Source organism: Streptomyces ferrugineus (assembly GCF_015160855.1).
Taxonomy (GTDB): Bacteria; Actinomycetota; Actinomycetes; order Streptomycetales; family Streptomycetaceae; genus Streptomyces; species Streptomyces ferrugineus.
Map to the genome: position 1 here is coordinate 3,730,461 of NZ_CP063373.1, position 24,633 is coordinate 3,755,093.

At 72.3% G+C, this 24,633-nt stretch carries 18 protein-coding genes and 1 pseudogene; 8 read left to right on the forward strand and 11 right to left on the reverse strand.

All coding sequences use genetic code 11. The features are described from left to right. Positions 1 to 158 precede the first annotated feature (158 nt). Together IM697_RS17070 and fxsT are read left to right on the forward strand one after the other, a co-directional pair. Positions 159 to 1,616 (forward strand): VMAP-C domain-containing protein, encoded by a 1,458-nt coding sequence (locus IM697_RS17070; protein WP_194048545.1) that lies wholly within the window; start codon positions 159 to 161, stop codon positions 1,614 to 1,616. Positions 1,617 to 1,747: 131 nt separating this feature from the next. After that, positions 1,748 to 5,632, forward strand: a complete 3,885-nt coding sequence (fxsT, locus tag IM697_RS17075) for an FxSxx-COOH system tetratricopeptide repeat protein (RefSeq protein WP_194048546.1) — start codon at positions 1,748 to 1,750, stop codon at positions 5,630 to 5,632. 58 nt (positions 5,633 to 5,690) lie between these two features. On the opposite strand, the gene IM697_RS17080 is transcribed toward fxsT, so the two are convergent. From IM697_RS17080 to IM697_RS17090, 3 genes are all read right to left on the reverse strand, one after another. Further along, positions 5,691 to 7,553, reverse strand: coding sequence for an HEXXH motif domain-containing protein (locus IM697_RS17080; RefSeq protein WP_194048547.1), 1,863 nt, complete (start codon positions 7,551 to 7,553; stop codon positions 5,691 to 5,693). 29 nt (positions 7,554 to 7,582) lie between these two features. Then, positions 7,583 to 7,762 carry a hypothetical protein gene (locus IM697_RS17085; RefSeq protein ID WP_194048548.1) on the reverse strand — a complete coding sequence of 60 codons (180 nt, stop codon included), beginning with the start codon at positions 7,760 to 7,762 and terminating at the stop codon, positions 7,583 to 7,585. A 62-nt stretch (positions 7,763 to 7,824) separates the two neighbouring features. Beyond that, positions 7,825 to 8,931 (reverse strand): effector-associated domain 2-containing protein, encoded by a 1,107-nt coding sequence (locus IM697_RS17090; protein WP_194048549.1) that lies wholly within the window; start codon positions 8,929 to 8,931, stop codon positions 7,825 to 7,827. Between the two features lie 153 nt (positions 8,932 to 9,084). Between IM697_RS17090 and IM697_RS17095 the strand changes: the two genes are divergently transcribed. Further along, on the forward strand, positions 9,085 to 9,390 hold the full coding sequence (locus IM697_RS17095; RefSeq protein ID WP_228044706.1) for a trypco2 family protein: 306 nt from the start codon (positions 9,085 to 9,087) through the stop codon (positions 9,388 to 9,390). Between the two features lie 6 nt (positions 9,391 to 9,396). Here IM697_RS17095 and IM697_RS17100 read toward each other — a convergent pair whose 3' ends face one another. From IM697_RS17100 to IM697_RS17115, 4 genes are all read right to left on the reverse strand, one after another. Further along, complete coding sequence (locus IM697_RS17100; protein ID WP_194049744.1) at positions 9,397 to 10,029, reverse strand: DedA family protein; 633 nt, start codon at positions 10,027 to 10,029, stop codon at positions 9,397 to 9,399. Between the two features lie 98 nt (positions 10,030 to 10,127). Further along, the gene (locus IM697_RS17105) at positions 10,128 to 11,381 is read right to left on the reverse strand and encodes a sugar ABC transporter permease (RefSeq protein WP_194048550.1); all 1,254 of its coding nucleotides are present in this window, start codon (positions 11,379 to 11,381) and stop codon (positions 10,128 to 10,130) included. A gap of 14 nt (positions 11,382 to 11,395) precedes the next feature. After that, positions 11,396 to 12,169: an ATP-binding cassette domain-containing protein gene (locus IM697_RS17110; RefSeq protein WP_194048551.1), complete on the reverse strand. Its 774-nt coding sequence runs from the start codon at positions 12,167 to 12,169 to the stop codon at positions 11,396 to 11,398. Positions 12,170 to 12,215: 46 nt separating this feature from the next. Continuing rightward, complete coding sequence (locus IM697_RS17115) at positions 12,216 to 13,304, reverse strand: substrate-binding domain-containing protein (RefSeq protein WP_194049745.1); 1,089 nt, start codon at positions 13,302 to 13,304, stop codon at positions 12,216 to 12,218. A 246-nt stretch (positions 13,305 to 13,550) separates the two neighbouring features. On the opposite strand from IM697_RS17115, the gene IM697_RS17120 reads away from it, so the two are divergent. The 5 genes and pseudogenes from IM697_RS17120 to IM697_RS17140 form a co-directional block, all read left to right on the forward strand. Continuing rightward, the gene (locus IM697_RS17120; RefSeq protein WP_194048552.1) at positions 13,551 to 16,064 is read left to right on the forward strand and encodes a SpoIIE family protein phosphatase; all 2,514 of its coding nucleotides are present in this window, start codon (positions 13,551 to 13,553) and stop codon (positions 16,062 to 16,064) included. Between the two features lie 70 nt (positions 16,065 to 16,134). Next, on the forward strand, positions 16,135 to 17,169 hold the full coding sequence (locus IM697_RS17125) for a sugar ABC transporter substrate-binding protein (protein ID WP_194049746.1): 1,035 nt from the start codon (positions 16,135 to 16,137) through the stop codon (positions 17,167 to 17,169). Between the two features lie 23 nt (positions 17,170 to 17,192). Continuing rightward, entirely contained in the window at positions 17,193 to 17,369 is a 177-nt protein-coding gene (locus tag IM697_RS17130) for a hypothetical protein (protein ID WP_194048553.1), read from the forward strand. Between the two features lie 92 nt (positions 17,370 to 17,461). Beyond that, positions 17,462 to 17,734 carry a hypothetical protein gene (locus tag IM697_RS17135; protein ID WP_228044708.1) on the forward strand — a complete coding sequence of 91 codons (273 nt, stop codon included), beginning with the start codon at positions 17,462 to 17,464 and terminating at the stop codon, positions 17,732 to 17,734. 64 nt (positions 17,735 to 17,798) lie between these two features. After that, positions 17,799 to 19,525, forward strand: a pseudogene (locus tag IM697_RS17140) (beta-L-arabinofuranosidase domain-containing protein); the annotation flags it as partial. On the opposite strand, the gene IM697_RS17145 reads toward IM697_RS17140, so the two are convergent. The 4 genes from IM697_RS17145 to IM697_RS17160 form a co-directional block, all read right to left on the reverse strand. Then, positions 19,509 to 20,456 (reverse strand): LysR family transcriptional regulator, encoded by a 948-nt coding sequence (locus tag IM697_RS17145; RefSeq protein WP_194048555.1) that lies wholly within the window; start codon positions 20,454 to 20,456, stop codon positions 19,509 to 19,511. The pseudogene IM697_RS17140 and the gene IM697_RS17145 sit on opposite strands and share 17 nt — an antisense overlap. A 185-nt stretch (positions 20,457 to 20,641) precedes the next feature. Next, positions 20,642 to 21,883, reverse strand: coding sequence for an NAD(P)/FAD-dependent oxidoreductase (locus IM697_RS17150; RefSeq protein ID WP_194048556.1), 1,242 nt, complete (start codon positions 21,881 to 21,883; stop codon positions 20,642 to 20,644). Then, the gene (locus IM697_RS17155) at positions 21,880 to 23,325 is read right to left on the reverse strand and encodes an amidase (RefSeq protein ID WP_194048557.1); all 1,446 of its coding nucleotides are present in this window, start codon (positions 23,323 to 23,325) and stop codon (positions 21,880 to 21,882) included. Before IM697_RS17155 ends, IM697_RS17150 begins: the two co-directional genes overlap by 4 nt. Continuing rightward, positions 23,322 to 24,617, reverse strand: a complete 1,296-nt coding sequence (locus tag IM697_RS17160) for an Nramp family divalent metal transporter (RefSeq protein ID WP_228044711.1) — start codon at positions 24,615 to 24,617, stop codon at positions 23,322 to 23,324. The genes IM697_RS17155 and IM697_RS17160 overlap by 4 nt, the downstream gene beginning before the upstream one ends. Positions 24,618 to 24,633 lie beyond the last annotated feature (16 nt).

Genomic DNA, 24,633 nt, shown 5'->3' on the forward strand with positions numbered 1-24,633 from the left:
AGCGTCAAGAGTTTTCGAACAATGTCCGACCTGTCGAACGTTCTGGAGGGTATCGACGCGGTCATCTGCCGTTCACCGCTCCTCAGCTCTACGCTGACAGGGATCGGGAAAACCGGCGGTCGAGTGCGCCACGGTGGCTTTCGGGGGGCAACGGGGTGGTGGAGGAGCGCAGCCCGGCGCGCATCCGAAATGAGCTGGTGGCCGAGATCGTCGACGCACTCCAGATGAGCGCCACGCTGCGGCTCCCCGGGAGCCGGCATCTGTGGACCACCTATCTGTGCGAGGAACTCGGCGTCTCCCTTGAGCCGTTCACCGGCGAGGCGTTACGTCCCTGGCTGCTCGGCCTCGTCGAGCGGTGCGCGCGGCTGCCCGACGGACTGCCCTGTCTGGCGAGGGCGTTGCGCTATCTGGAGCAGGAGTCCACCTCGGTCACCTCGCTGCTGCAGCTCCTGGAGGAGTGGGAGGCGGCGGCGTTCTTCAGCGGTGTGGACCTGCGCGGGCTGCGGCCCGTCCTGGAGACCCTGGGGCCTCCGGGGCTGCCGGCCCTCGCGCGGCGCGCCAGCCGGTCACGGGTCCAGGAACTGCCGTCGTGGTGCGATTCGGGCTGGCGGGTGTTCCTCCGGCTGGCCGGGGAGAACTCGGCGAAGGGCGAGATCCCCCCAAGTCTGGCCTTCCTGGCCCTGGTCGCCGAGGAACTCGCCACGGACGGCCGCCTGGAGGAGGCCGAGCAGCTCCGTCGCTGGCATCGGCTGCGTCAGTACGAGTGGGGGCTGGACGGTGACGCGGCGGACTGGGAGCTCTCCCTGGTCCCCGCCTACCTGATCATCCAGTTCGAGCCGGACGGTCTCGACTCCGAGCGCTACTACCTGTCCCACTGGCACCAGTCCGACAGCGCGGGCTGGCATCCCGTACAGGGCGAGACCCGGCACCTGCACCGGGACGAGCTGCATGCCGAGGTCGAGCGGCTGATCGAGGAGACCGAGGAGAGATGGGCCGATCTGACACAGCCGGTCGTCCTGGAGTTCATCCTGCCGTGGGAGTTGCTCAACGAACCCGTCGAGTGGTGGCACAAGGAGTCGTCGTCCGCGCTGCCCACCCCCCTGGTGATGGACTACATGGTGTTCCTGCGCAGCCTCGACCGGCTGCGAAGAACCGCATGGCATCGCCCCTGGCGGAACAAGTGGCGCCGGCTCAGCGAACAGCCCGCCGACAGCCACTCGTACTGGAGCCACCCGGCCGACGGCCCGAGTTACTACTTCCACCTGGAACGCGAACTCAAGGAGGACCAGCACGCGGTGTGCCTGATCCTCAGCGCGCCCCCGGGCGGCAACGGAGAGGCCGACCGCTACGAGTTCCTCGCCGGGCTCCGCTCCGGCGTTCCCCTGATGATCTGGCACCGCCGTGACTGCGCCGACCCGGCGTTCAGGGAGGCCGTCAGCGAGATCGTGCAGGACCGGGGACTCGCCAGCCTCGCGGACCGGGTGGCCCGGCTGCGCACCGAGGCCCTCGCACTCGGCCCGGACCAGTGGGACGGCCATGTCGGCCGGCATCTGGCGATCCTCCTGGACGATCCGGACCACCAGCCCGGACTGCGCAGCCCGGACCGAGCGTCCTGAGCCCGGACCCGGACTCTTGCGTCCGCCTGGCCCCACTGCGAGGCTGAGGGCGTGGATGACTCTCCCGCGCGCCGGTCCGGCCTATGCGCGTGCCCGCCGGTGGCTGTCGGCCCCTCGACGTAGTACTCCCCATGACTGCTGACGGCGGGGCGGGCCGGGCGAACCCGACGGAGACCTCCTTGCGGGCACTGCGGGCCCTCGCCCCGCCGGACGGCTCGCCACCTGCCGGAGATCTGCTCGTGGCGATCGACGCCCACCCGACCATGCGGGTGTGGCAGGACACCCTGGACTCGGCGTTCGCGGAACTGCGCGCCCTGGGGCTCTTCGACCGGGTCGACACCGTGCGCCTGCCCGGCACCGACCCGGACGACGCGGCCGGCGTCCGGGAGCAGCCGTGGCCCGCCCCCGAGACGGGCCGGCACCGGATGGTGCTCGTGGTCACCGACGGGCTCGCGGCGGGCTGGCGGACCGGCTCGGTGTTGCTCGCGCTGCGTCCCGAACTGAGCCGGGGGCCGACCGCGATCGTCCATCTGCTGCCCCAACCCCTGTGGTTCCGCAGCGGGTTGAACGTCCGCCACTTACAGGTGAGCGCACACCGGCCGTGGACCGCGAACGACACCTACGACTGGCGGCCGCGCGAGGTTCCGCTGGAGATCGACGACGCCGACGGCGAGGCGGAGCGCGACGTCATGCCGTTGCCCGTCCTCGAGTTCACCGAGCGATCGATGTCGGCCTGGGCGAGGCTGGTGCACGACGGGAACGGGGACCGGCTGGAGATGTCGGCCGTCCTGACACCGATCGGCCCCACTCCGGAGGCCGAGGACCCGCCGGAGCCACGGCTTGTGCGGCCCCCGGTCATGTCCGCCCATGACTGTGTGTCGGACCTGCGCGCAGCGGCCTCACCCACCGCGTTCACCCTCGCCACGCAACTCGCCGCCGCGCCGCTGTCCCTTCCCGTCGTACGCATGCTCATCGCTCAGACCCCCGGCGCCGGACCGGGACACCTGAGCGAGGTGCTGCTGAGCGGTCTGCTGCGGCCCGTGACCGGTGCCGGCGACGGCCGGACGGACATCGCCTTCGAGTTCGCCCCGGAAATCCGTGAGGAACTCCTGGCACTCGCCCGCCGTGCCGATACCATTCGCGTGCTGCGCGATGTGCGCAGACTGGTGAACAACTCGGCGAATACCACGGAGATTCCGCTGCTTCCGCCTGTCTCAGAGGCACTGGACAGCACCGCCGTTCCGACCGTCACCCGACGGAACCTTCCTTTCCTCAGAGTCGAACTCCACGCTCTGCAGGCGTTGTCCGGGCCCTTCCTGGAACGCGCCGAAATGCTCGCCATCGTGCTCAACTCGTTCGACCAGTACGATGCGGGCGCTGTATCTCCATCCGACCGGGCACCCCGCCCGGAACTGCCTGAAATACTCTCGAGAGGAGAGTCGGGCATGGCCGTCTCGCCCCTGCCTCCGGCAGACGAGGGAAACGTCTCGACACCCCGTGTCTGGGGGAACATCCCACCACGCAACCCCAACTTCACCGGCCGAGCCGACCTGTTGGAGCTGCTCGCCGCCCGGTTGCGGGAAGGCACGACGACCGTACTGCCGGAGGCACTGCACGGCATGGGCGGTGTCGGCAAGACGCAGCTCGCCATCGAGTACGCGTACCGGCATCAGTCGGAGTACGACATCGTGTGGTGGATTCCCGCCGAACGGCCCGGCCAGATAGGGCAGGCATTGGTGGAACTCGCGCAACGGCTGGGTATCAACACCTCCTCGGAGGCCAACATCGCCGGCCCGGCCATCCGTGAGGCGCTTCGGGAGGGACGGCCGTATTCCCGATGGCTGCTCATCTTCGACAACGCCGAAAGTCCGGAACGAGTGCGGCATTATTTCCCCACGGGCGGCAGCGGCACCATTCTGGTGACATCCCGCAACCGACGGTGGAGCCTGGTCGGTGGCTCACTCGAAGTGGACGTCTTCACCCGTGAGGAAAGCAAGGAATTGCTGCGCCGCAGCGGGGCGCCCATCGACGACGGCGAGGCCGACCGGCTCGCGGACGCCCTCGGCGACCTGCCGCTCGCCCTGGAGCAGGCGGCCGCCTGGCGCGCCGAGACGGGCATGCCGGTGGCCGAGTATCTGCGGCTGTTCGAGACCAAGCGGTCCGAACTGCTCGAACTGTCCCCGCCGTTGGACTACCAGCTGCCGGTCGCCGCGGCGTGGAACGTCTCGCTGGACCACCTGGAGACCCGCAGCGTGGCGGCGCTCAGACTGCTGCAACTGTGCTCGTACTTCGCCCCGGGACCCATCTCCCGCGCCATCTTCTCCGGGCTCGGCGGCGGCAGCATCGTCCCGGAGCTGGACCACGCCCTCAACGACCCGATCCGGCTGGCCCGGGCGCTCAGGGAGGTCAACCGGTACTCCCTCGCCCGCATCGACCACCGCACGAACTCCGTGGAGATGCACCGCCTCGTACAGGCCGTCCTGATCAACCGGATGTCCCTCGACGAGCGGGAGCGCATGCGCAGCGGCGCGCACACGCTGATGGCGGCCGCGGACCCGAAGGAACCCGCCCAGCCGGACAACTGGCCCCGGTACGCCGAGCTCTACGGCCATGTCGTCGCGTCGGAGGCGGTCGCCTCCGACCAGCTCTGGGTGCGTGAACTGGTGATGAACATCGCCAAGTACCTCTACTACTGGGGCGACTGGGAGATCGCCGTCGACTTCTGCGAGCAGTCCTGGGAGACCTGGCAGCGGCGGTTCGGCCCGGACGACACGGCCAGCCGCAGGATGGCCTGGTGGCTGTGTTTCGTCTATCTCAGGACGGGCCGCCACGAGGACGCGAGGGTGCTGTCGGAACGGCTGCGGGAGATCTACGAGTCCACCGCCCCGCCGGACGGCGAGGACGACCGCGAGGACGCGATCGAGGCGCTGAGCCTGGTGGCGGCCGTCCGGCGGGTTCTCGGCGAGTTCGCCGCCGGGGCGGAACTGGACACCCTCGTCTACGAACGCGCCCTGCGGCTCTACGGCGAGGACGATCCACAGACGCTCTACGCGGGCCACAACCTCGCGGTGAGCCTGAGGCTGACCGGTGAGTTCCACCGGGCACTGGAACTGGACGAGCGCACGCATGCGCTGAAGGTGCGGCTGTTCGGCTCGGACCACCAGCAGTCGCTGGTCACCCAGGGCGGTCTCGCGATCGACGTCCGCGAGACCGGGGACTACATCCGGGCCAGGTCCCTGCAGCAAGCCGCCCTGGACGCCAACCGCCTGGTCTTCGGCGCCACCAACCCCGCGACCGTCCAGGCGACGAAGCAGCTCAGTGAGGCCTGCCGCAAGGAGGGCGACCACGAGACCGCGCTCGAACTCGCCCGCGAGGCCTTCACCGAGTTCACCAGGCGGTACGGCCACACCCACCCCCGCTCCCTGGACGCGGCGCTCGCCCTGGCGATCTCGGAACGCCAGAACGGAGACCTCGACTCCGCCCTGGACATGGGGATGAAGGCCTGTGAGCGCTACCGGCGGCTGTTCACCCCCACCCACCCGCACACACTCGCCGCCGACGTGGACCTGGCGGTGACGCTACGGCTGCTCGGCCGCCCGGAGGAGGCCAGGGACCTGGACCGGAACGCCCTGTCCCAGCTGACGGAGCGCCTGTCGGCGGGGCACCCCATGGCCCTCGCCTGTGCGATCAACCTCGCCAGCGACCTGAGCGCGCTGGGCGAGGTGGCCGAGGCACGCCGGCTCGGTGAGGAGACGCTGGAACGCTGCCGGTCGGCTCTCGGCCCCGATCACCCGACGACGCTGGCATGCGCGGGAAATCTGGCACTGGACCAGATCGCCACGGGCGCGCGGGAGGAGGGCACTGGAGAGGATCTGCTGGAGCAGACCGTGGAACGGCTCAGGGCCGTCCTGGACACGCCCCGGCTCCGCTCACCGAGCGCGGCCCCGCATCCCGCCACCCGGCAGGCGCAGAACCGGGAACGCGCCAACTGCGCGATCGATCCCATGCCTCTGTAGAGGTTGGCGCGAGCCCTCCGACCGCGCCCGCAGCGGATGCGGTCGGAGCATGCCGCCCTCAGACCGTCGGAAGGCCGCCGCCCAGCCAGGCCGCCAGGCGCACCGGGTCACCCGGCCGCCCGGTGTCCGCCACGAGGACCCGCTGCACCGCCCGGGCCCGTTCGGGATGCCGGGTCAGCAACCGGGCCGCATCCGGCTCGACCCCCTCGGCGGTCAGCGCGCCGCCGAGACCCGCCCACGCGGCGGCATCGTCAGGGGCCGCCGCCAGACGTGCGACGTAGGACCGCCTGGCGGCACCCGGCTCGCCGGCCGCGAGCAGCGCGTCGCCCTCGAGGGCCCCCTTGACGTGCGCCACCGCTCCGGCCGGATCGGCGCCCAGCAGTCCCCCGCACGCGGCGGTTCCCTCGAGCCGGTGCCGGACCAGCGTCGCCAGGCTGTCCAGCCGGTTCGCGGACCGGTCAGGCGCCAGTCGGGTGCCGGTGTCCGAGGACTCCGGTGGGCCGTCGGCCGCCTCGGTCCAGCGCCGTGCGGCCGACTCCGCCCACTCCCGGGCCGGGCGCAGATGGTACGCCCGCCAGCGGGCCCGGTGATTGTCCGCGCACATGTGGGCCAGCAGCCCGGGTACATCGGGCACCGGGTCGTCCAGCCACGCCGCGCACCGACCCCGCAGGATGCCGAGGAACCGGTGGCCCAGCGGGGTCAGCCGCCGGTGGTCGCGCACCGAGTCGAGCACCGACCACAGCTGTGAGCGCCACAGCGCGAACTCGAAATGCCCGAGCTCCGACGCCCCGCCGACCGCCGAGTGGCGATGAGTGCGCCAGAAGCGGGTGACGCCCGTGAACGCGTAGATGCCCTGGAGCAGTCCGCCCAGCGGCCGGGGATCGTCACGCCAGGGCGCGTACAGACGTTCGTCGCTCTGGGGTGCGTCCATCCGGTACAGGGGCGTCAGATGGAGCAGACCGCTCAGCTTCGAGTGCTGGAACTCGTGCACCATCGTGGCGGCCAACTGCACCGCGTCGTCCGGTTCGGAGACCAGTACGCCGCCGAAGGCGTCCCCGGTGGAGGCGCTGCGCGGCCGGAACCGCTCGCCGGCTCCGACGGGACTGAAGGACATCAGCCCGCGGCGCATCGCTGTCGCGGTCTGCGGTTCGTCCCGCAGCAGCAGCGTCCAGGTGCGTTCCAGGAGTTCCTGCCAGCGCTCGGCCCGGTCGTCGGGCAGCCGCTCCGGCACGGTCGGCCTGGGGTAGGTCCGGTACGGGTCCAGGTCGTCCAGGGCCAGGGCGAGCTCGCTGTCCCCGTGCCCGGCCCGCAGCCAGCGCAGCGGGTGCCAGCCCGGCCTGCCGCGATCGGGGTGCGGGGCCACCCGGACGCGGCCGTTCGGCGTCGTGATCCAGGTCTCGCCCGCCGCCGACCGCACCCACACCGTCGTCCACGGGTCGTCGGCGGTTACCTCGGCAGCTCCCAGTGTGGGCAGCAGCGCGTACCCGTACCGCACCGGCACGGTGATCGTGAAGTCCAGGCCCGCCCGGACCCCGGCCGCGGCGGCCAGGGCCGACAGATGACCGAGGACGACCCACAGCGGTGTCGCCTCGTCCTCGGTGCCGCGCAGTCGGCGCAGGGCGGACGACAGCCACATCCCGGTCTGCGGGTACAACAGGACCGCGTCCACCGCGGCGGGCTTGGCGCGCTGGGCGCGGGCCAGGAGTTCCCACGCCTCGCTCAGCGAGAGCGAGCCGTCGGACGGCCCCGGCATCCCGCCCGACGTCATCTCGTCCAGCATGCGCAGCAGCAGGAGCCTGCGGCTCCGTTCCGCGGACACCAGGAGGTCGACGACATCGTGGTCGCCGTCTCCTTCGGCGAGGGCGACGAGGCTCTCCGCCGGAACCCGGTGGCGCGGCAGAACGGGACTGCTACCCGGCATCGGCGGTGTCCCTTGCTGTGATCGGAAGGTCAGTCGTCGTACGAGGGGTTGAAGTCGCCGCCGGCACTCGCCTGCGGGTTGTCGATCTTGAGAAGGATGCTGGGCAATGAAGGAGCGACAACCGAGTCGTCGAGGCTGCGCAGCATCTCAATTGATACCCCCGTGAGATCGACCAGATCGGACTCGACGGCGGCCATCGGCTGATCCATGACGGCCAGGCCCCTTCTTCGAAGTGCTAGCTTTTCACGACTCCCACATCATGGCCCATCTGTCAGCCGTCGGCCCCAGTGGGGGTGGACGACACGGCCGCAGGTCCGCCGCCGTCCGGTCCCTGACGCCGCGCCAGCTCGGCGGCTTCCCGGTCCAGCCGTGCCCTGGCGGCGGTGTCCCCCTCCAGCAGCCGTATGGAGTCGAGCAGTTCGTCCAGCGTGCCGGGGTAGCGCAGGCAGGTGCGCACGATGCCGAAGACGTCCACGCGGAGGGTGGCGTCGCGGGGGCTGTTCGCCGCGATCGCCGGGTTGACGTTCTGCAGCACGAGATCGAGGCGTGTCCTGTCCCGGACGACGGGCAAGGCGGTGAGCGCTGTCACCAGACCGTCCAGCTCGCGCAGCGAGACGGTGTCGGGCAGGCCCCCGAGACGCACGGCGTCGGACGGCGGCGGGGCCTGGTGCCCTATCAGGCCGTCCCGTCCGGTGGGGAACCCGGCGGTACGCGCCAGCAGGTCCAGCTCCTCGTCCGCCAGGAGTTCGAACCACCGATCCACGCGGGCCACGGCGAGGCGTCCCGGCCCGTCCGGGCGATGGTGTGCCCGCACGAGACCGATGAGCGCCCCGGTGTGCCAGACCGCCGCACCGGACATGCCCTCCCACGGTGAGCGAGCGGGGTCCGGATCGGGATCCGGCGCCGCCACGACGAACTCGAGCGTGCCCTCCCTGCGGTTGGACAGGACGGCGATGGTTCCCGTGGCGTGGCACGAGTCGCGGTACCGGTCGTGCGAGCCGTCCCGGAGCTTGAAGCGCGGGAAGCCCATGGCGGTGCAGCGCAGCACCACGTCGTCGTCGGGCACCGGACCGTACCGGGGCGGCGCGATGGGCGCGTGGCGCGTCGGGCCGGCGACCTCCAGAAGAGCCACATCCGCGGACTCGGCGAACAGCCGGATGCGTGCGGGGGCGGACCACTGGGCCGGCAGGTCGGCGTTGAACCGCACGGTGACGGTGGCGGCCGGGGCCGGGGAGACGGCGTGCGCGGCGGTGAGGACCCAGCGGTCGCCCACCAGATACCCGGACCCGCGGCGGCCGGGTCCGCCTCCGTCCGGGGCGACGATGATCTCGGCGACCCGGCCGGGGTCGAGGCCCGGTGCCCGGGGTGGTGTGACCACGGCGTCAACGCTCCGGCACGGGCAACCGTGCGACGGTGCAGGCGAGTTCGCGCATCCTCCATGCATACCCGGGTCGGCTGGGAGCCAGTCGGCGGACGCGCGGCCCCGGTAGCATCGGGAGCGGGCGGGAGCGGGCGGGAGAGGGGGAGCAGGGTGGAACTCACCGAGATGATCAGGGAGTTGCGGGCCGAGCTGATCGCCGCGATGACCGACGACACGAGGCAGCCGTTGCGCTTCGAACTGGGTCCTGTGGAGGTGGAGGCGACGGTGGCCGTGTCCCGCGAGGCGGGCGCCGGCGGGAAGGTGCGGTTCTGGGTCGTCGAAGGCGGCGCGGACGCCAAGTACGCGCAGTCGACCACCCATCGCATCACGCTCACCCTCCACCCCAAGGCCGTCGCCGCCGACGGGACCACCCGGACCGCGATGGTCTCCGGTGACGAGGTGGCCGGGGAGCGGTGAGGGACGTCAGCGGTCGCGCCTGTCCCGGCGGGCCTCCGTCAGCACGGGGATCAGCGGCAGCAGGGAGAGCACGACGATGAGGGCGACCAGCGGCAGCAGGAACGCGTCGGCGTCGGGGACGGTGGCCCCGAGGGCGTATCCGGCCATGACCAGGCTCTGCGACCAGAGCAGTCCGCCCACGATCTGCCAGACGGTGAAGGTGCGTGTGGGCACGCCCAGGGCTCCGGCCGCCGGGTGCAGGACGGTCCGCACCATCGGGATGAAACGGCCGATCACCAGGGCTTTCCCGTAGCCGTAGCGGGCCAGGAGCTTCTCGGCGCGTGCCGCTGTCTCGCGCACGCGCCGTCTCGAGGTGCGGGCCAGCAGGGCCCGGCCGCCGTGCCGACCGAGCAGGAAGCCCACCTGGCCCCCGGCCACGGCGCCGACGGCCGCGCACAGCAGCACCTGCCACAGCACCAGCCGGGGTGCCTGGCCGGCGGTGGCGGCGCACAGCACGCCCGCCGGGAAGAGCAGGGTGTCGCCGGGCAGGAAGAAGCCGAAGACGAGCAGGCCCGACTCCGCGAAGATCACCGCGAGGACCCCGAGGGCGCCGAAGGTCGCCAGCACCGCGTCGCTGTCCATCGGGTTGACGGCGATCACTGCCCTCACCTCCCGACCGTCCTCGTCGGTCGCGCTCCCTCCAGCATCCCGTGGCCGCGGCGCGGGCGCCGCACGGCCGCCGCAGCCCCGCGAGACGGTCAAGCCCGCCCATGCGCCTCCTGGGAGCGTCGCGACAGCGCGTCGATCACCACGGCGGCGAACAGCACCCCGCCCGTGATCATGAACTGGACGGCCGCGGGCGTGTCCGTGATCGCCATGCCCGAGGAGATCGACTGGATCACGAGCATGCCGAGCACCGCCGACCAGGTCGAACCGCGCCCGCCGAACAGGCTGGTGCCGCCGATGACGGCCGCCGCGATGGCGTTGAGCAGCAGCACGCCCGAGCCCGAGCTCTGGCTCACGGAGGTGATCCGCGAGGCCAGGAACAGACCGCCGATCGCGGCCATGGTGCCCGAGACGGCCAGCACCGCGGTCTGCACCCGGGTGACGCGGAGGCTGGCGCGACGGGCCGCCTCGACCCCGCCGCCGAGGGCGTAGACCTGCCGCCCGTAGTGCGTGCGGCGCAGCAGGATGTCGAGGCCGGCCACCACCACGAGGAAGATCAGAAGGGCGAGCGGCAGCCCCTGGAACCGGTTGAGCAGATAGGCGACGGTGAACGCGACCACCGCGAGCGCTCCCGCGCGCAGCCCGATGACCTGCAGAGAGCGGTGCGGCATCCCGGCGGCGAGCCGGCGCCGCCGGTCCAGGTAGGACACCAGGAAGACGAGACCGGCGGCGAGCGCGGCAAGGCCGTAGGCGACGGCGTCGTCGGTGAAGTAGTAGCTGGTCAGCTTGGCGACGAGGCCGTTCTCGTCGATGTTGATGGTGCCGCTGGTGCCCAGGATGTAGAGCATGAGCCCGTTCCAGGTGAGCAGCCCCGCGAGGGTGACGACGAACGCCGGCACCCGGGTTCTGGCGAAGGAATAGCCCTGCACGGTGCCCGCCGCCATGCCGGCGAGTACGGCGATGATGAGGGCGAGCCACTCCGGCACGCCGTTGTTGACGTTCAGCACGGCGAAGATCGCCGCCGCGAGCCCGCTGATCGAGCCGACCGACAGATCGAGCTCGCCGAGCAGCAGCACGAAGACGATGCCGACCGCGATCAGGCCGGTGCCCACGATGTCCACGCTGAGGTTGGACAGATTGCGGGGCGAGAGGAAGTTCTCGTTGAGGGACTGGAAGGTGATCCAGACGACGGCGAGGACGAGGACCACGGGCAGCGACCCCACTTCACCGGCCCGCAGCTTGCGCCGCGCGTAGGCGACCCCGTTCTCCACGGCCCGGCCGACGGCCTGCGCGCGGGGTGTCCCGCGGGCGTCGGGGGGCTGGGGCGGCGGGGTGCTGTCCGCCATGTCGCGCGTCCCTTTCACCACGCCGCCTCCTGATGGGTCGGTCGGCGCGGCGCGTTCTCCGTCGCCCCGGTGATGGAGGAGATGATCTGTTCCTGCGAGGCGGTGTTCACGTCGAAGAAGCCGTTGTTGCGACCGAGCCGCAGTACGACGGCGCGGTCCGCCAGGGCCTTGACGTCGCCCATGTTGTGGCTGATCAGCAGCACGCCGAGGCCGCGGTCCCGCAGCTCGTCGATCAGGTCCAGGACCTCGGTGGTCTGCCGCAGCCCCAGTGCCGCGGTCGGTTCGTCGAGCAGCAGCAGCCGCGGGTCGCCGAGGAGCGAGCGGGCGATGGCGACCGTCTGCCGCTGACCGCTGGACAGTGACACGACGGGGGCGCGCAGCTCGGGGACGCCCCGGGTCAGCCGCTCCAGCAGGTGCAGGGTGCGGCGCTCCATCTCCATCTCGTCGAGGAAGCCGAACCTGCGGATCTCGCGGCCGAGGAACAGGTTGCCGACGACGTCGAGGTTCCCGCACAGCGCGAGGTCCTGGTAGACGGTGGCGATGCCGAGGTCCCGGGCGTCGTTGGCGCGCCTGATGTGGACGGGACGGCCCTCCCACCGGATGTCGCCCTTGTCCGCGGGGGCGACGCCGGAGATCACCTTGACCAGGGTGGACTTGCCGGCGCCGTTGTCGCCGAGCAGCGCCACCACCTGGCCGGCCCGGATCTCCAGCTCGATGTCGATGAGCACCTCGACGGCGCCGTAGCGCTTGCACACGCCGTTCAGGGCCAACAAGGGGGCGGCAGACATGCGGAACCATCTCCTTCCCATGGCCCGGTCGGGGTCGAACCGGAGGTCAGGTCAGCCCGGCCTTGGCGCAGGCGGCCCCGAGACCGGGGGCGCAGATCTGCCGGACCGTGTACACGCCGTCCTTCACCAAGGTGTCCTCGATGTTGTCGACGGTCACGGACACCGGGGTGAGCACGACCGCCGGGACCGTCTTCCCGCCGCTCGTCCGCACCTGTTGTTCCGCCACCCGGTCGAGGCTCTCGCCGCGGGCCGCGGCCACGGCCATGGCGGCGCCGGCGGACGCCTCCGGTTCGAAGGGCTTGTAGACGGTCATGTACTGCTCGCCGACGACGATGCGCCGCACGGCGGTGAGCTCGGCGTCCTGTCCGGTGACCGGGGGCAGCGGTGCCACCTTGTTCGCCTTGAGGGCGGTGATGCTGCCGGCGGCGAGGCCGTCGTTGGCGGCGTAGACCCCCTCGATGTTGCCGGCGCCGAGCGCGGAGATGGCACCGGCCATGTTCAGGTTGGCGGTCTCGGCCCGCCACTGGAGGGTGTCGTACTCCTTGCCGATCTTCACCTTCCCGGCCAGCACCGACAGCGCGCCCTGCTTGAACAACACGGCGTTGCGGTCGCTGGGATCGCCGTTCATCATGACGATCTGGGCGCCGGGCACCTTGTCGCCCATGGCCCTCAGCAGGGCCCGGCCCTGGAGCCGGCCGACCTCCTGGCCGTCGAAGGAGACATGACCCGAGATCGGGCCCTCGGCGGGCCGGTCGTAGGCGATGACCGGGACGTCGGCCGCCTCCGCCTTGCGGACCGAGGCGGCGAGCGATCTGGAGTCCACCGCCGCGAGGAGCATCGCGTCGACCCCCCTGGCGATCATCGAGCTCACCTGCTGCTGTTGCAGCGCCACATCGCCCTTGGCGTTGCCGTACTTGACGGAGCACGTCGGGCACAGCTGCCGGATCTTCCGCTCCAGCAGCGGCCGGTCCTGGTTCTCCCAGCGGGCCGTGGTGGCGTCCGGCAGCAGCACGCCGATCTGCGGTCCGCTCTCCGTGCCGGTGGCGTTCCCGCCGTCCGACCCGCAGGCCGCGAGGCCGACGGCCGTGGAGACCGCGAGCACAGGGAGGGCCGCGTGCCGTACGGAGGCCTTCATACGAGAGATCCCTCTGGCGAACATGGCGACACCTGGCTTCTCACATGCCGACCACTTGGTCAGTGTGACACCGGGGGCGGGGTTCTGCGAACGCAGCCGACCCGCCGTACGGGACCGGCGACCGGGTGGATATGTCCGTCTCGTCCGTATATGCGATTCTGGTGTTCGGGCACCCGGAAGTGATGGGAGTGCGGTGCCCGAAACTCCTTCGGCACCTCCGGCATGGACGGGAGGAAGGTTGCGGACATGCCTCATGACGGCCCTGCCCGGACCGGAGTCTCGGCGCCGGGGGCTTGCGAGGCCGGCACCGCAGACACCGGTTCACCCGCTACGGGGCCGCAGACCGCCACGAGCGCGCGTGCCCTGACGTTCGCCGGCGCCGCGCTGACGGCGCTCTACGCGCGCGCCGTCGGGGACGACGAGTTCCAGCTCCTGGAGACGGTCGGCGACACACCCGAGTACCGGGTGCCGAAGCGGCTGTCCCCGTCCGGCGGCTCGGCCGCGGCACACGCCGTCCGCACCGGCCGTCCGCTGTGGCTGAACGCCGCGGCCCTCGCCTCCTACCCCGAGGGCGCGCCCACCCCGCCGCGCGCGAGGAGCGCCTCGCTCGGCGCGCTGCCCCTGGAGGCCGAAGGCACCCGGCCGGCCTGCCTCGTCGTCGTGGGAACCTCGGCGGACGGCTTCGACGCCGGGCAGCAGCGCTTCCTGGAGCGGTACGCCGACGCCGTCACCACGGTTCTGTGCGCGCGGGCGGGCCCGCCGGAGCAGGCGGCGCCGGTGCTGAGGCGTGCGCTGCTCCGGCTGCGCGTCGGCTCGTTCGACCTGGTGCCCGACACCGGCCTGATCGAGGCGGACGAGGCGCTCCTCGAGCTCGTCGGCATCACACCGGACGACTTCGACGGCAAGGTGGACACCCTGCTCGCGCACGCCCTGCCCGAGGACCTGCCCGCGCTGATGTCGGTCATGGAGCCGTCCCTGCACGCGGTCGGCCGGCGGGAGCTGGAGTTCCGGGTCCGCCGCCCCACCGGCGAGGTCCGCTGGCTGAGCCTGAGCTGCCGGGTGCCCGCGAGCGTCGGCGACGAGCCGGAGCGGGTGCTGGGCGTGGTGACGGCGACCCAGGTCAGGAGCCGCAGCGCCGACGACGTGTCCAGGATCCAGTGGCTGACCGCCGCGCTCGACGACGCCGCGACCGTCGGCGACGTCGGACGGGTCGCGGTCACCGCCCTGCGCGAGCCTCTGGGCGCCGACCGGGTCGCGCTCGCCGACGTCCGCGACGAACGGCTCATGGTCACCCTGCTCGACCCGCCGGACCCGGACGCCTGGCCGCAGCTGTGGCGCGCCCAGTGGCGCTCGGAGTGGCCCGACGCCCCGGTCAGCGCCCTGCCCACCCTGCAGCTCGCCCTGCGGGACGGCCGGATGGATCTGTGGCCCGCCGGGACACCGCTCGAACCGGGCCTGGCGGGCGTCGGACCCGGCGGCCTGGCCGTCCTGCCGCTGCCGGCCAAGGGCAGTGTGGCCGGTGTGTGCCTGGTCGGCTGGGACCAGCCGCACGAGTTCATCCCCGAGGAGCGGTCCCTGCTGACCGCCACCGCGGCCCTCGTCGGGCAGGCCCTCAAGCGGGCCCATGCCCACGACGCCGAGCAGGAACTCGCCACCATGCTCCAGCGCAGCCTGCTGCCCCGGCGCCTGCCCGAACTGCCCGGCGGCACGGCCGTCGCCCGCTATCTGCCCGCCCGCCGGGGGCTCCAGGTGGGCGGCGACTGGTACGACGTGATCGCCCTGTCCGAGGACCGGGTCGCCCTGGTCATCGGCGATGTGCAGGGGCACAGTGCGGCGGCCGCGACGATCATGGGCCAGATGCGTACGGCGGTCCGGGCGTACGCGGTGGAGGGCCACCCGCCCGACGTGGTCGTCTCGCACGCCAACCGCCTCCTCGTCGGCATGGAGACCGACCTCTTCGCCACCTGCTGCTATGTCGAACTGGACATGGAGGAGGGCAACACCCTCTTCGTCCGGGCGGGACATCTGGCGCCGCTGCTGCGCCACCCCGACGGCCGCACCGAGGAGGTGGAGGTCGAGGGCGGGCCCCCGCTGGGCATCGTCGAGGACGCGGAGTTCCCCCTGACCGCGGTCGCGCTGTCCCCCGGCACCGTGCTCGCCCTGGTCACCGACGGCCTGGTCGAGGCCGCCGACCTGCCGCTGGACGCGGGCATGGAGCGCACCCGCGCCGCGCTCGCCGCGGCCGATCCCTCGGACCCGGCGCGCATGGCCGACGCGCTGCTCGGCGACATCGGCCGGCGCGAGGACGACGTGGCGCTGCTGCTGCTGCGCTACGACGGCATGAAGACCAAGCCGATCCGGTCCGGCTGGGTGGTGTGGCGGCTGCCCGACGCGGTCATGCACGCCCGCCGCTTCACCGCGCGCACCCTGCGCCGGTGGAACGTCCAGGAGGCCGCCGACGCGGTGCTCCTCGTCGTGTCCGAACTGGTCACCAACGCCCTGGTGCACACCCAGGGCTCGGTCCGCCTCGACCTGGTGCTGCGCGGCAACCGGGTCCGGGTCAGTGTCAGCGACTCCTCGCCGCGTGCGCCCGCCAAGCCGGTGATCGTGGACTGGGAGTCGACCGGCGGCCGGGGCCTGCTGCTGGTCGAGGCGGTGTCGGATGCCTTCGGCACGGTGCCGGTGGCCGGTGGGAAGCAGGTGTGGAGCGAGATCTCGGTGCCGCGGAGCGAGCCCGCCACCGCGGACGCCGGTCTGTAGAACGGAAGCGAGGGGAGCTGTGCCGAGGACCCGTACGCCGCAGGTCGTCGCGGCGCTCGTCGCGGGGCTCATGGCGCTGTCGTCGGCCGCCTGCGGCGGGGACGGTGGCGCGGGCGAGGGCGGCTTCCGCGTCGGTCTGCTGCTGCCGAGCCGGGCGCTTCCCCGCTGGGAGCACTCCGACAAGCCGCTGATCGAGAGCGGTCTCAAGCGCCTGTGCCCCGACTGCACGATGGAGTACGCCAACGCCGAGAACGACGCGGCACGGCAGCGGCAGCAGATCAGCACCATGATCACCAGAGGTGTCGGCGTCCTGATCCTCGACGCCGCCGACACCCGGGCGCTGCGCTCCTCGATCCAGGAGGCACGCAGGGCGGGCGTCCCGGTGGTCGCCTACGACCGGCTCGCCGAAGGTCCGATCTCCGGCTTCGTCAGCTTCGACGGCGGGGAGGTCGGCCGGCTCCAGGGCGAGGCCCTGCTGAAGGCGATGGGCCCAGGGGCGAGCGGCCGGACCGTCGTCATGATGAACGGCGATCCGACCAGCCCCAACGCGGCCTGGTACCGCAGGGGAGCGCTGTCCGTCCTCGAGGGCAAGGTGAAGATCGCCAGGTCGTACGAGACCCTGGGCTGGACCGCGCACAACGCGCACGACAACATGTCGGCCGCCATCGCCGCCCTCGGCCCGGACCGCATCGACGGCGTCCTGGCGGCCAACGACGCCATCGCCGCCGGCGTCATCTCCGCCTTCAAGAAGGCAGGCGTCAGGAATCCGCCCCCGGTCACCGGGCAGGACGCCGATCTGGAGGGACTGCGGCGCATCGTCCGGGGCGAGCAGGACATGACGGTGTACAAGCCGTTCGGCAAGGAGGCCGCGGCGGCCGCCGCGATGGCCGTGGCCCTGGGCCGCGGCGAGGAGGCCGACGAGGTCGCGACGACGACGATCGACAGCCCCACCACCAAGGACATCCCGTCCGTCCTGCTCAAGCCGAACGCGGTGACGGCCGCCGACATCGAGAAGACCCTCGTCCGTGACGGCGTCTACACCGTCGAGCAGATCTGCACACCGAAACTCCGGCGGGCCTGCGATCGGATAGGGCTCACCGGATGAGGAAGGAACCAGGGAGGTCAGCCATGAAGACCGGAGCCTCGGAGTACGACCGCTGGCTGTACTCGCACACCCCCTCCCAGGCGGAGGGCGAACGCGACGAGCCCGCCGAGCGCACGGCCGCGGAGCAGCACCCGGACGTCCCCAGGACCGAGCCGTCCCAGGCCGAGGGAGAGCGGGTGGACGACCTCAGGAACCGGTGATCAGCAGCACACCGTCCACCAGGGGATCCGGCTGGACCTCCCGCGGGCGAGCACGCATACTTTGAACACGTTCAGAAATGGGGGAACCGATTATGCGTGAACCGATCGCCGCGGCCCAGCAGGACTCACCCGCCGTCGCCCTGGGACCCACCGCACTCGTCTTCGGCGTCATCGCCGCCCTGACCTCGTTCTTCATCTCCCCGTTCGCCCTGATCGCCGGCGGTCTGGCCGTCACCTTCGGCGCGGCGGGCCTGCACTACGCCCGTCAGGGCGTCGGCCGAATGTGGCCCGCCGCGCTCGGGATGACGCTCGGAACCGTCGGAGTGCTCGGCATCGCCGCCCTCCTCGGGGCGTTCGGCGCCTAGCCGGTGTGGACGATCCAGTCCTCCGTCCCGTCGGGCGACTTGAAGAAGCCATGGTGACCGGGCCCGCGCCAACGCCGGGCTCGACACCCGCGGCGCCCGCCCGCCCGGCGGCTGGGAGACCTTCGACGGCAATCTGCGCGGCCACTACGGCGGCCACGTCCTCACCCTGCTCGCCCAGGCGTACGCCGACACCGGGGAGGCCGCCCTCAAGGCCAAGCTCGACCACCTCGTCACCGCGCTGGAGGGGTGCCGGCGGGCCCTGGCGGAGCACGGCGAGCCGAGGCCCAGTCACCCCGGCTATCTGGCGGCGTATCCGGAGACGCAGTTCATCCTGCTGGAGAGCTACACGACGTACCCGACCATCTGGGCGCCGTACTACACCTGCCACAAGATCATGCGCGGCCTGCTCGACGCGCACACCCTGGCCGGGAACGCACAGGCGCTGCGGATCGCCTCCGGGATGGGCGACTGGGTGCACAGCCGCCTGAGCCGGCTGCCCAGGGTCCAGCTGGAGCGCATGTGGTCGATCTACATCGCCGGTGAGTACGGCGGGATGAACGAGGTGATGGCGGACCTGTACGCCCTCACCGGACGGCAGGAGCACCTCGCCGCCGCCCGCCGCTTCGACAACACCGCGCTGCTGGACGCCTGCGCCGCCGACCGGGACATCCTGGAGGGCAGACACGCCAACCGGCACATCCCCCAGTTCACCGGCTACGTCAGACTGTTCGACCACACCGGGGAGGAGACGTACGCCGCCGCGGCACGCAACTTCTGGGGCATGGTCACCGGCACGCGGACGTACAGCCTGGGCGGCACCGGGCAGGGCGAGATGTTCCGCGCCCGGGGCGCCATCGCGGCCACCCTGGACGACAAGAACGCCGAGACCTGCGCGACGTACAACATGCTCAAGCTGAGCCGGCAGCTCTTCTTCCGCCGGCCGGACCCGGTCTACATGGACCACTACGAGCGGGCCCCGACCAACCACATCCTCGCCTCCCGCCGGGACGTCCCCGGCACCGGCACCTGCTGCGGCGGCACCGGCATGGAGAACCACACCAAGTACCAGGACTCGGTCTACTTCCGCTCCGCCGACGGCGACGCGCTGTACGTCAACCTCTACCTCGCCGCCACGCTGCCCTGGCCGGAGCGCGGTCTCGTCGTCGAGCAGTCGAGCACCTATCCGTACGAGGGGGTCCGCACCCTGACGTCCCGGGAGGGCGGCGGCAGGCTCGACCTGAAACTGCGGGTGCCGTCCTGGGCCACGGGCGGCTTCACGGTCGCGGTCAACGGCGTACGGCAACGCGTCGAGGCCACGCCCGGCACGTACCTCACGCTGAGCGGGAACTGGCGGCCCGGCGACCGCGTCAGCGTCACCGCCCCCTACCGTCTGCGCATCGAGAGGGCCCTGGACTATCCGGGTCCGGTGCCCGGCCAGCTCGGCGGGGTGACGGCGGCGGCGCCGGCGAACGGGTGGGCGGGGCCGGTGGACTGACCCTCGCCCCGTTCCACATCGCGGACGACACCCGCTACCACGCCTACTTCAGGCGTGCCGAACCCGTCGTCGTGTTCGGCACGAGCGACTCGGGCGTACCGAACCGGGCTCGCGGCGACGGCCTGACCTTCCTCGACGTGCTCTGGGCACGGGCGCCCTTCGTGTCGTCGGGCAGCTTCGTGGCGGCGGTGCGCGCGCTTGCCGGGACCTGGCTGTCCGAGGGTCTGTTCACCTCCGCCGAACGGGACCGGGTCGTCGCGGCGGCCGTCAACGCGGACCTCAGGAGCCGTTCGTAGGGCGACGCGCCCACGTCGGCGTCCAGGTCTCACCGGCCGGCGGGTCGTGGTGGACGGAGGCGAGGTACGCGCGCAGCGCGGTGAGCGCCGGGTGCGGGTTGTCGGCGCGCCAGAGAATCGAGTGCGGGTAGACCGGTGCCGGGTCGCGCAGCGGGACGAGGCGCATGTCGTAGCCGGCCGGCCAGACGATGGGCGTCTGCGGGCCGAGGAAGGTCGCCAGCGTCGAGGAGGCCGCGATCGTGTCGATGAGGGCCTCGACCCCGAAGTTGGGGCCCGTGGTCTCGATGGTCAGCCCGAAGTCGGCGGCCAGCGCCTCGTAGTACGCGGTCCACTCCGTCCCGGGGACGTTGCCCGGCATCCAGATCCGGTGCCCGGCCAGCTCGGCGGGGGTGACGGCGGCGGCGCCGGCGAACGGGTGGGCGGGGCCGGTGAACAGGTGGAGCGGCTCGTCGTGGACCGGGGTGATCTCGATGCCCTCGGGGATCATCTGCCCGGGCATGGTGACGGCACGGAACGTGGCGTCGATGGTGCCGTCCCGCACGGCGGCGACCGCCTCCTCCGCGCCGAGCAGCGTCACGACGTCCAGGGCGATCTCCGGATGGACGCGGTGGAAGTCGCGCAGCACACCGGCCAGTGACACCCGGCGGCCCACCACGTCGACCCGCAGCGCACGGCTGCCCGGACGGACCGAGGCGCGCGCCCGCTCCGCCGCCTGGAGCAGGGACCGGGCGTGGGCCAGGAACGCCTGCCCGTCGATGGTGAGCTCCGCGCCGCGCGGTGTGCGGGTCAGCAGCCGCACCCCGAGTTCCCGCTCCAGCGCGGCGACGCGCTTGGAGACGGCCTGCTGGGTGAGCGACAGGTCGACGGCGGCCATCTGGAACTGCCCGGCATCGGCGACGGCGACGAAGGTCCGTACGGCATTGAGATCCACGCCGGTCACCCTATCCGCACAACGTTGTGTTGTGATTCGGTGGCGTGTTCGGTTGTTTGATTCGGCCGATCACCTGGCCTTTGGATGGGCGGTCTTAGTGCGGGGCGCCCGATCTGATCAACGTTCCGTTGTACATCCGGAGGTGACGCACCGAGTGCTCGATGCTGGACGGCGCCCGCACCCCCTCACCTCAGGGGATGCAGCGCGGCCAGCTCCGGTGCCCCGCGGCCGGTCACGATCGACTCCGCCAGCAGCCTGCCGCTGAGCGGCCCCAGCACGATGCCCCACATGCCGTGCCCGCCGCACACATGGACCCGGGGCGAGCGGGTCGGGCCGATCAGGGGCAGACCGTCGGCCGTGCAGGGGCGCGGTCCGGCCCATTCGTCGGCGCGGTGGGTGAGGTCGGCCGAAGGGAGCAGGTCCCGGGCCGCGTTGACGATCGCCTGGACGCGGCGGGGATCCCTGGGCCGGTCGGGCGCGGTGAACTCCATCATCCCCGACACCCGCACCCGGTCCCCGAGCGGCGTGCAGACCACCCGCTGCTCGGCGAGATAGGTCGGCCGCGTGGGCAGCCCTTGCGTGGACACCGTGAAGCTGTAGCCACGCCCGGACTGCACCGGCGTACGCACACCGAAGGGCGCGGCCAGGCCGCCGAGCCAGGCTCCGGAGGCGAGCACGGCCGCGTCGGCCCGCACGGCCGCGCCGTCCGGGGCGAGCGCGGCGACCCCGGTGCCCAAGTCCCGTACCCGGACGACCTCCAGATCGCTGACGATCTTCCCGCCCCGCTCGCGCACCGCGTCGGCCAGCGCCGCGACGAACGCCCCGGGGTTGAGATACCGCTGACCGTGCAGCCGTACGGCCGACTCGATCCGCGCCGACAGCGCCGGTTCCAGCTCGCGCGCCTCGGCACCGGTCAGCAGGTCGTACTCGACGTCCTGCCCCGCCGCCCGCACCGCGTCCAGCTCCGCCACGAGCGGGCCGCGCCCGGCTGCGGAGGTGAAGGCGAGCAGAGCCGCCTCGCCCGCGCGGGTCGGCTCGGCGACCCCGCCCCGCGCCAACTCGTCGTACGCCGACAGCGCGCGGCGGTTCAGCGCGGAGAGCGCGGCCATGCCGACCTGCCAGCGCCGGTGGGTGCAGTTCCGGGTGAACGCCAGCAGGAAGCGGGCCAGCCGAGGGTCCGGGCGCGGCGGGACATAGAGCGGGGAGGCGGGGGAGAGGAGCCCACGCACCCCCACCTTCAGGGTGGCCGGTTCGGGCAGCGGCACCGTGAGGGCCGGGGACAGCCAGCCCGCGTTGCCCCAGGACGCGCCGGCCGCCACGCCGCGTCGGTCGACCACGGTGACCTCGACGCCCGCCTCCTGGAGGAACCAGGCCGTCGCCAGCCCCGCCATGCCGGCCCCCACGATCACGGCACTGCGCGGGCTCATGACCGGCCCCCCGCACCTTCGGCGACGGCGACGGGCGGTCGCCGTTCCCCCACCCGCGTCGCCTGCTCGAAGGCGTACCCCGCCCTCAGCACGGCCGCGTCCCCCCGGTGCGGCCCCACCACCTGGACCCCGACCGGCAGCCCGCCCGGGGTGAAGCCGGCCGGGACCGACAGGGCCGGACAGCCGGTCATCGTGATGAGGTAGGCCGAGCGCATCCAGTCAAGGTAGGTCTCCATGTCGGTGCCGTCCACGGTGGTGGGGTAGGGGAGCCGGATGTCGAAGGGCGCGACCTGGCTGACCGGCAGCAGCAGGACGTCGTACGTCCCGAAGAACTCCCGGACCCGGTGGAAGAGCGCGGCCTGGAGAAGCTGGGCGCGCCCCAGGTCCGGGCCGGTGAGCCCCCGGCCCTCCTCGATGTTCCACACCACGTCCGGCGCCATGCGGTGGCGGTGCTCGGCCAGCAGCGGCCCGTGGGCGAGCTCCATCTGCCAGGCCCGCTGCACGAGGAACGCCTCGTCGGCGCCGTCGAGATCCGGGCACGCCTCCTCGACCTCGCACCCGAGCGCGGCGAACACCTCCACCGCGCCGCGCACCACGTCCCTGACCTCGGCGTCGACGGGCACGCTCCCGCCGAGGTCGGGCGACCAGGCGACCCGCAGCCCGCGGATGTCGCCGTCGAGCGGGCCGGCGAACACGGACCCCGGAGCGTCGAGGGCGAGCGGGCTGCGCGGATCCGGCCCGGCGAGCACGGACAGCGTCAGCGCGACGTCCCGCACGGTCCGCGCCATGGGGCCCTTGACCGAGAGCTGCCCCCACGGCGCCTTGTCGGGCCACGACGGCACCCGGCCGGGGGACGGCCGCAGCCCGACCACGTTGTTGAAGGACGCCGGGTTGCGCAGCGAGCCGCCGGTGTCGCTGCCGTCGGCGATCGGCTGCATCCCACAGGCCAGCGCGGCCCCCGCGCCGCCGCTGCTGCCGCCCGCGCTGCGCGAGAGGTCGTAGGGGTTGCGGGTCGGGCCGAAGACGGGGTTGACGGTGTGTGAACCCATGCCGAGTTCGGGCACGTTGGTCTTGCCGAGCGTGATGGCGCCGGCCCGCCTGAGGCGTTCGACGACCAGATGGTCCCGGTCGGGGACGTGGTCGGCGAAGACGGGGGAGCCGTACGTCGTGCGGATGCCCGCGGTGTCGTGGAGGTCCTTGTGCGCGACGGGCAGCCCGTGCAGCGGCCCGACCTCGGCCCCGGCGGCGAGCCGCTCGTCCGCGTCGGCGGCCTGTGCCAGGGCCTGTTCGGCGACGAGGGTGACGATGGCGTTCACCGACGGATTGACCCGGTTGATCCGGTCGAGATGAGCGCTGACGACTTCACGCGCGGACACCTCACGGCGCCGCAGGGCCGCGGCGAGGTCGGTCGCGGTGTCGAAGCACAGGTCGGCGGGGTTCACAGTCCTCCCAGGGTTTCCTTGAGCTGGACGACGGCGAGCACCCCGAACAGCACGAAGGAACTCGACAGCAGCACGTTCGAGACGGTCTTGTTGCGGTACGGCGCCCGCAGGGCACGCCGGTTCAGGAGCACCAGCAGCGCCCCGGACAGCAGCGGCAGCACGAGGGAGCCGACGGCCGCGTAGGTGAGCACCAGGCGGACCGGCCGGCCCATGAAGGTCACCGCCACCGACGTGACCGCGCAGTACAGCACGAACAGTCGGTACGGCCGGCTGCGCTGGCCCATGTGCCGCTCGGCCTCGCTGTCCGGGACGCCGCGCAGGGTGCGCAGGGAGTCGGACAGCAGGTAGCACAGGGCGTTGAAGCCGCCGACGAGGGCACTCAGGGTCACGAGGAAGAAGGTGCCCAGGAACAGCACCCGGGCCACCGAGCCCAGGTCCGCGCCGAGCGGATCGGCCAGCGCGGCCAGCCCGTCGTTGCCGGTGATCGTCCGCCCGGTGCCGTACAGCAGACCGGTGCCGACGATCGAGGCGCACACCACGAACAGGAACGTGACGGCGTAGCTCACCGCCGAGTCGGCCCGCATGACCGGCAGCCAGCTCCGGTGCCGCCAGCGCTTCTCGCGCACCCAGTAGCTGTACGACGCCACCCCGGCCGTACCGCCCACCCCGCCGACCAGCGCCAGCACGGTGATCAGGTCGCCCTCCGGCAGCCGCGGCCGCAGCGAGGACACCAGGGTGGACGGGTCGTCGATCGTGACGACCGTGACCACCGCCAGCACCACCATGCCGACGAACTTGGCCAGCATGAAGGCGCTCATCACCCGCTCGAACAGCGCGTACCGGCCCACGTACACCAGACCGGCCGACGCCAGCGCGATCACCACCGCCAGCGGCCGCAGCGGCAGCGCGGGGAACAGCGTCGACAGCGCCAGCGCCGCCACCGAGCTCAGCGCCGCCCCGTACAGCAGCCCGATGACCAGGACGAACACCAGGAAGGCGTACGGCAGCCAGCGGGCCGCCGCACGCAGGCTCGCGATCACCGTCAGCCCCGACGCCAGATACAGCCGCCCCACCGCCTCGGTGAGCGCGTACTTGAGGACGACCCCGACGAGGATCGCCCACAGCAGGGCCATGCCGTACCCGGCGGCGCCCGCCAGCGACGTCACCATGTCGCCCGCGCCCACGCTCGTGGCCGCCAGGACCAGCCCCGGGCCGAGGACGGCGAGCCGCCCGCGCCGGGTGGTGGGGGCGGGGGCGTGGACCTGGGGAGGGCTCTGGGATGTCGCGGTCACGTCGGCCACCTCCGGA